General features: G+C 70.2%; 6 protein-coding genes and 1 pseudogene. 1 reads left to right on the top strand and 6 read right to left on the bottom strand.

Features of this window, described 5'->3' with window-relative positions:
• A pseudogene (locus AC1D1S_RS17895) lies at positions 1-88 on the bottom strand (NfeD family protein); the annotation flags it as partial.
• A 233-nt stretch (positions 89-321) separates the two neighbouring features.
• Positions 322-1,185 (bottom strand): methyltransferase domain-containing protein, encoded by an 864-nt coding sequence (locus AC1D1S_RS17890; protein ID WP_476995083.1) that lies wholly within the window; start codon positions 1,183-1,185, stop codon positions 322-324.
• Positions 1,186-1,339: 154 nt separating this feature from the next.
• On the opposite strand from AC1D1S_RS17890, the gene AC1D1S_RS17885 reads away from it, so the two are divergent.
• Positions 1,340-3,409 (top strand): S9 family peptidase, encoded by a 2,070-nt coding sequence (locus AC1D1S_RS17885; RefSeq protein ID WP_476995082.1) that lies wholly within the window; start codon positions 1,340-1,342, stop codon positions 3,407-3,409.
• 27 nt (positions 3,410-3,436) lie between these two features.
• Here AC1D1S_RS17885 and AC1D1S_RS17880 read toward each other — a convergent pair whose 3' ends face one another.
• Genes AC1D1S_RS17880 through AC1D1S_RS17865 form a run of 4 tightly spaced genes read right to left on the bottom strand, consistent with a single transcriptional unit; the run spans position 3,437 to position 7,031 of the window.
• The gene (locus AC1D1S_RS17880; RefSeq protein ID WP_243177588.1) at positions 3,437-4,108 is read right to left on the bottom strand and encodes a peptide deformylase; all 672 of its coding nucleotides are present in this window, start codon (positions 4,106-4,108) and stop codon (positions 3,437-3,439) included.
• Positions 4,109-4,117: 9 nt separating this feature from the next.
• On the bottom strand, positions 4,118-5,083 hold the full coding sequence (locus tag AC1D1S_RS17875) for a hypothetical protein (RefSeq protein WP_243177586.1): 966 nt from the start codon (positions 5,081-5,083) through the stop codon (positions 4,118-4,120).
• Positions 5,084-5,125: 42 nt separating this feature from the next.
• Complete coding sequence (locus AC1D1S_RS17870; protein ID WP_476995081.1) at positions 5,126-6,304, bottom strand: FAD-dependent oxidoreductase; 1,179 nt, start codon at positions 6,302-6,304, stop codon at positions 5,126-5,128.
• A complete protein-coding gene (locus AC1D1S_RS17865) occupies positions 6,297-7,031 on the bottom strand; it encodes a class I SAM-dependent methyltransferase (RefSeq protein WP_243177582.1) in 735 nt (244 codons plus the stop codon). The genes AC1D1S_RS17870 and AC1D1S_RS17865 overlap by 8 nt, the downstream gene beginning before the upstream one ends.
• Positions 7,032-7,229 lie beyond the last annotated feature (198 nt).

Raw genomic sequence — 7,229 nt, 5'->3', positions numbered from 1 at the left:
GGTCGAGTGTGATCATCTCGACCACGGCAAACAGGAGAAAGAGCGTGAGCCACAACGCCCACCAATTCTCGATCAGCCATTCAGACATCAATTCCCCCTTGAGTTCCGGGAGCTGCAGGCACAGGTCCCCAGTAACTGTGATTCCATCCTAAGCGGAACGGCAATAGCTGGGACCGGCGGTAGGGAATTGATGGCCAAAGTGGCCAAGTCGTTATTTCGCGGGTCGATTCCCCGGCCTGGCCTTCCGCCCCGGTTCCCCTCCCGGGGGTGGTTTTCGGGGCATGCCGGACGGCACCCGCGAACCGGCGGGAGCGGGAATGGTCAGCGGATGGGTTGAAAGACGCTGATCCGGAMGCGGGCCGAGACGGAGGTCCGCTCCGGAAGCGCGGATTCGAGGGCTGCCAGTGCGGCGCGGTCCAGGTGGTGGCCGGCCGGTCCCATGTAGGCCAGGTTGGCGACGTCGCGCGGGCCAAGGGCCAGTGCCAGGTCCAGATCAGATGCTGCGACGGGCGCGAAGTGCTGGCCCAGGGACGCGGCGAGCCGCTCGTCCTTGGCCGGCTCGATCCCCAGCATCCCGGCCGGCCCGGCAACCTCCGCCAGGTGACCGGGCCGCGGTGTGACCACGACCAGGCGGCCGCCGGGGCGGAGAACCCGGGCGAACTCGGGCGCGTTGCGCGGCGCAAAGACCACGGTGACGACGTCGACGGCGTTCTCCGCGACCGGCAACGGCTGCCAGACGTCCCCGACGACGTTCAAAGCCTCGGGGTTCAGCCTCGCTGCGCGGCGCAGGGCGAACTTGGAAATGTCCAGGCCGATTGCCGCGGCAGGACCGCTGTCCGCGGCCCGGTCCAGTACGGCCCTGAGGTAGTGGCCGGTGCCCGTCCCGGCGTCGAGCACGAGGGGCCGGCCGGCGGGGGCTTCCCGGAGCGCCGGTGTGGCGAGCCCGGCCACGGCATCGGCCAGCGGCTGGTAATGCCCCGCGGAGAGGAAGTCGAAGCGGGCCGCCACCATGTCTGCGCTGTCGGCTTCAAAAACCGTCCCCTTGCCGACCAAGAAGTTGAAGTAGCCCTGCCTGGCCGCGTCAAAGCTGTGTCCGGCTCCGCACACCAAGGTGCGGGCGCCGCCAGTGAAGCGGAGGCCCTGGCGGCACACCGGGCACAGGAGGGGGAGATCGGCGGCGGGCATAGTTTTCATCCTATGCGCGGATCCCCGGCCCGCCGCGCGGCCGGGGCACTGGCTACAGGGGCGCCGCGCACCGGGCACACCGCGGCGCGCCTCGCCGCACCGGCGCAACGTGAGGTGTTTCACAGCGGGCGCGCCACGGGCTAGGCTCGCAATCGTGAAATCTGAACATCTTCCGCTGCTCAATTCCGTGTCCGCCCCTGCCGTGCACCCCGACGGTTCCCGCGCCGTGGTCTCCGTGCTCCGCCCGGACTTCGATGCCGATGCCTACGTGGGCCAGCTGTGGACCGTGCCCCTGGGTCAGGACCTGACCCACCCGGACTTCAACGACCCGGACCAGAGGCCACGCCGGCTGACCCGGGGCTTCCGCGACACGGCACCGGACTTTTCACCAGACGGCCGTGCCCTTGGGTTCCTGCGTGCGGCAGCGGACGGAAAGCCGCAGCTGTTCGTGGTGGAAGCCGCCGGCGGCGAACCCCAGCTGTTGACGGAGGCCCCACTGGGGGTCAGCTCCTTCACGTGGTCGCCTGATTCCCGCAGCATTCTCTTCAGCGCCAGGACGCCTGACGAGGGCCGGTATGGCAGCGTCGACGGCGTGAGTGCGGGCAGCGAGGACGCCCGGCTGATCACGGATTTCCAGTACCGGATGAACGGTGTTGGCTACACCGCTGACAAGCCGCTTCAGCTGTTCATCCTCGAGGTGCCGCAGCTTGACGCCGAACCGAAGGTGGCGCCGGCCGGACGCGCCCTGAAGGCCCTCGGCACCGCGGCCGATCCCGCGGAGAATGCTGCCGGGCTGCTGCCGGCCGCCAAACAACTCACCACCGCACCAGCGGACCACAACGGCGCCGGCTTCAGCGCCGACGGCGGCACCATCTTCTTCACCGCAGCCCTGCACGATGGGCGGGACACTGACCTCGTCAGCGGAATCTACGCGCTGCCTGTTACCGGAGGGCAGCCGCAGGCCGTGGTGCCGGCCAACGCCGGACGGCAGAGCATCAGCGCCGTGCGCCAATCCGCCGATGGGCAGTGGCTCTTCTTCCTGGCCCAGGACCTGGGCGCATCCGGGCTGGACTTCGTGGCCAGGAACACCGCCCTCTATGCGATGCCTGCCGCCGGCGGACACGCCACGGCGCTCAGCGATGCCGAGGCGCTGGACCTGTCCGGCGGCAGCCGGCTGGAGCTGCGCGGCGGCGCGGGCGCCATGGTGCTGAACAATGCGCGGGGAACCGTGGAGCTGCACGAATTCGTTGCGACGGGCGGCCACACCGTCCTCCTGGAAGGCAACCGGGTGGTGACCGGCGCCGCGGAGGGTGGCGGAACGCTCGTGGTGAGTTTCAGCGATTCGACGACGGCCGGTGATGTTGCCGTGCTCGAGCGCGGGCAGGTGCGCCGCCTGACGGACTTCTCCGCCCAGTTGCGGAGCGTGGCGGGGATCAGCGAGCCGCAGGAACTGACATTGGCCTCGGCCGACGGGTACCCGGTCCACGGCTGGCTCGTGAAGCCTGCGGGCCCGGGACCGCACCCGGTGCTGCTGAACATCCATGGTGGCCCGTTTGCCCAGTTCGGGGTGGCGTTGTTCGACGAAGCGCAGGTCTATGCCGGGGCCGGTTACGCCGTGCTGATGTGCAATCCGCGGGGTTCGGCCGGTTACGGCCAGGCACATGGCCGGTCCATCAAGGAGCGGATGGGAACCGTGGACATGCAGGACGTCCTGGCGTTCCTGGACGGGGCTGTGGGGAAGTTCGAGGATCTGGACGCCGCCAATGTCGGCATCATGGGCGGATCCTACGGCGGCTACCTGACGGCGTGGACCATCAGCCACGACCACCGTTTCCGGGCCGCCATAGTCGAGCGTGGTTTCCTGGACCCCGTGAGCTTCACCGGTTCGTCCGACATCGGCTGGTTCTTCGGTGGCGAATACACCGGCCCGGCGGCGGAGCAAATGGCGGCCCAGAGTCCCATGGCGCGCGTGCAGCACGTACGGACGCCGTCGCTGGTGATCCACAGCGAGGAGGACCTCCGGTGTCCCGTGGAGCAGGGCCAGCGGTACTTCACCGCCCTCAAGCAACAGGGGGTCGAGACCGGATTCCTGGTCTTCCCCGGCGAGAACCATGAGCTGTCCCGCTCCGGCACGCCGCACCACCGGAAGCAGCGGTTCGATGAAATCCTGAAGTGGTGGGCCCGCTACCTGCCGTCCGCATCGAATCCGGCGCCGCAGCCCTAGCCCTGGCCCTGGCCCTGGCCCGCAGGCTTAGTCCGCGGCCGGGTCCGGCAGGAACCCGAGTTCCTGCCGGGCGCGGCTGATGTCCGGCTGGGCCCAGCGGGCGGAGTATTCGGCATTGTTGCTGATGGAGCGCAGCTCGGCCCGGTCCAGGAAGAGGATCCCTTGGAGGTGGTCGGTTTCATGCTGGACAATCCGGGCCTGCCAGCCGGAGAAAGTCTGCTGGAGTTTCGTGCCGTCCGGCGCCGTGAAATCGAGCTGGACTGATTCCGGCCGCACGACCGCCGCCTGCAGGCCGCCAATGGAGAGGCAGCCTTCGTAGAACGCCGCGGACTTCGCGCCCAGGGGACGATAGCTCGGGTTCAGCATGGCAAAGAACGGCAGCGCCTCCCGCCCGCGGACGGCAGCGACGTCGGGATCGACGTCGAACTGGTCCTCCAGGACAGCGATCTGCAGCGGAATCCCCAGCTGCGGGGCCGCCAGGCCCACGCCTGGGGCCTTGTGCATCACGCTGCGCATGAGGTCGATGAGGTGCCCGAGGTCGGCATCAGTCAACTGGCCATCGTACGGCGCCGCCACGTGCCGGAGCACCGGGTGTCCGGCCTGGACAATCGGCGGGAGGATGCCGGCGCTCAGGATCTCCTGGACGGTCTCGCTCATCCGGGCGGCGCTGTAGTCAGTGGGCCTGGCGTCAAAGGGCATGCCCCCACACTACTGGCGCCCGCACGCCTTTGTAACAAAGTCGTAGATGCGGGCGCGAAGTTGGCTGCCGGCGTCGATCTTCACAATTCCTTCGCGGCCCGCCACCCTGACCTGCAGGGGAAGGAGTGTGCCCACTTTGTCTTCGGCCACTGCATGGGGATCGCAGCGGGAGGGCCTGATGCCGAGGCGCACTTGGGCCGGGGCACCGCCGGCGCGGACCGTCACCGACCGGGGCCACGGGGCTTGTGAGGCCTCCGCCAGCAGCGTGGTTTCCTCGATCCGGTCTATCACCAGTTCACCGCCGCCGCCGGCGGCGCGCGGTTGCAGCAGCAGACGAACGACGGCGGTCTGACCGTCCGCGGCGACCTCGAGCTCGGGATCCAGCGCGATCGTGGCGACGGCCGAGGCTTCCCGGGCCAGGCACAGCTCCGAATTGTTCCGCGCGAGGACGCCGAACGGGTCTGTTGCCGGGGCCATGGCCGGGACCGGCACGGCACCTTCCGGCGTGGCCAGCCGCAGGGATACCTGGGCGTCGCCCGCAGCCCCGGAGGTGGCTCCCGGTCCGGCTGCCGGGCCGGCCGGGCTGCCGCAATCCGGGGCGGGCAGCGGCGCCGGCAGGCTCTTGGGCTGTCCGGGCGGAAGCTCGATCCCGCCGGTGCGGGCGGACCAGATGATCGGGGCTGCGAAGAGAGGGCTGGTCAGTTCCGCGCCGAGGACCGTCAGGGCATGGCCGGTGGTGTTCGTGAGCTGGATTTCGATGATTTGCTTGCTGTAGTTGTCGCGGAACTGGCTGATTTCCGCGGTCACGGGGCCTGTGGGGATCGGGGTCGCCGACGCCGTCGTGCTTGCCGGGGAGGCGGTGCCGCCGGCGGTTCCGGAGCTGCATGCCGCCGCCGCGCCGAGCAGCACCGTGGCGGCCACTGCCCGCAACACCCAATACGATGCGGCGCCGCGCATCACGGGAAGTCCGTCCATGCGCACAGTCTATTCCGGGGCAAACCCGTACCAATGCGCTGCCTAATGCATCGTGAAACGGCGGGCGATCAGGGAATTCACCGGCGGAACCGCGGYGACGCCTGCGATGCCACGGTTCCGCAGCGCCAGGAGTCGGTCCGTGAGGGGCCGGCCCAAGGCCATGTTTATTTCCGCCTGGCGTGCGGCCCTCGCCGCCGCCCGCAACCGGGTCCGCTCAAAGGTCCGGAGGCGATCCGCGACATCCTGGCCGCGCACGGCCGCCGAGACGATCGGTGCCAACGCCGCCGCATCCAGCCAGCCGAGGTTCATGCCCTGCCCGCCGATGGGGCTCACCTCGTGGGCCGCATCCCCGATCATCACCACCCGGCCGGCCACCATCCGGGGGACCAGGCGCGTGCGGACGCCGAAGCGGCTGAGCATGCTGTTGGTCCCGGGGTCGATGGCGAGCCCCGTCCGTTCGCGCACGCAGCCCATGAGCCACCGGGCGTCGACGCCGGGAGCGTCGACGCCGGGAGCGCCGGCTGCTGGTCCGCCGGCCGCGGAGTCGCCGGTACCCAGCCGGACCACCCAGCGGCGGAGCTGGCCGGGCAAGGGGAACGACTCCACGATGCCGGCGCCGGAGAGGAACAGTGCCGCGTCCGGACCGAACCCGGTGCCGTCCGCGAAGTCACCCATCAGGTAACTGTCCGGGTACTCTTTCACGCGCACGTCGGCGCCCTGCAGCGCCCGCACCGTGGAACGCACGCCGTCGGCGGCAATGACCAGCGGCGCCGAATAGCGCAGGGTGCCACTCTTGGAGTCGGCTTCCACGCTGACCCGGCCGCCGTCGTCGGACAGTCCGGTGAGGCGGACGCCGCGGTGCAGGGCGCCGTCGCCGAGCTCGTTGACCCGCCGTTCCAGGTGCGCCTCAGTACGGGCCTGGGGCAGGGACAGGACGAACGGAAAGCGGTCCGAGACGCCGGCAAAGGACATCCGGGCGAGGCATTTTCCGCCGGCCATTGCCATACCTCGGCGGATCTGGACCCCCTCGGCAATCATGGCCTCGGCAACTCCGGTTCCCGCGAGCGCGGCCAGCGCCGGCGGATGGATGCCGATGGCGCGCGACTGCGGCTCCGGTGCGCCCCGCTGTTCCAGGACCTGAACATCCACGCCGTCCTGCAGCAGCAGCGCGGCCATGAACAGCCCCACCGGACCGGCACCGATGATCAGAACCTCAGCCACTGGCACCGGGCCCTGACTGGTAGAGGCCGTCGGGAGTGCCGTGCAGCAGCAGGTTCCGGAAGGGGGCGTGGCGGGCGACGGTCCAGCCCGGGGGAGCGGCGGCGGTCAGCTCCGCGGCGGTGTAGCTTCGGCGGATGGAGGTCAGCCCGTCCCGCCGGATGTAGGAGCCGGTGAGCACCCAGGAGCCGGCAGAGAACAGCGCGTAGGCGGCGGGGCTGCGGCGGATGTCGTTGTGGACCACCGTGCCGCGGGACAACCGGGCCGACTCGGCGAGAAACTCTTCCAGCCCGTCAAGGTGGTGCAGGACATGGTTGGACACCACGAGGTCGTACCGGTTGCCCTCTTCGAGCAGCTCCGCGCTGGCCGCCTGGCGGAACGTCACGTCCGCCGTCGCGTGGCGGGCGCGGGCGAACAGGATCGCCCGCGGATCCGGGTCAATAGCGGTGACCTCGAGACGCAGTCCGTCCCGGGCCGCCCACCGGGCCAACAGCACGGAAACGTCGCCCCCGCCGCACCCGATATCCAGCAGGGAGGTGGCGGAAGCAGTGGACAGCCGGGGCCTGATCCGGGACCGGTAGATGCCGCGCCAGCCGGCGACGGCACGGTTGACGAGCGCAAACTGGGCATACGTGCGCTCCAGGCGGCCGGGGTCGCAGCCCGGCAGGTCCATTTCCTCGACGGCGTCGGATGCGCGGTCCCGCAGGAGGGCCGCCCGAAGGTGTTCCATGCCCCGCTTCGCGCTGAACGGTTTCAGCGTGGCCGCTTTCAGACCCGTACCGCTACGGACTGCGCCGGCTCCGCCGGTTCCGCCGCCGGTTCCGCCGCCGGCTCCTGCCGCGGATCCGCGGCGGGCCGCGGGGCAGCCACCCGGGTGAAGAGCGCCGTCTCGACCGTCAGGCCCGGGCCGAAGGCCATGGAGCAGATC

This window comes from Arthrobacter sp. P1_A5 (assembly GCF_056406825.1).
Note: the sequence above shows the minus strand (reverse complement) of the source record. Positions and strands in the feature narration are given on the sequence as shown.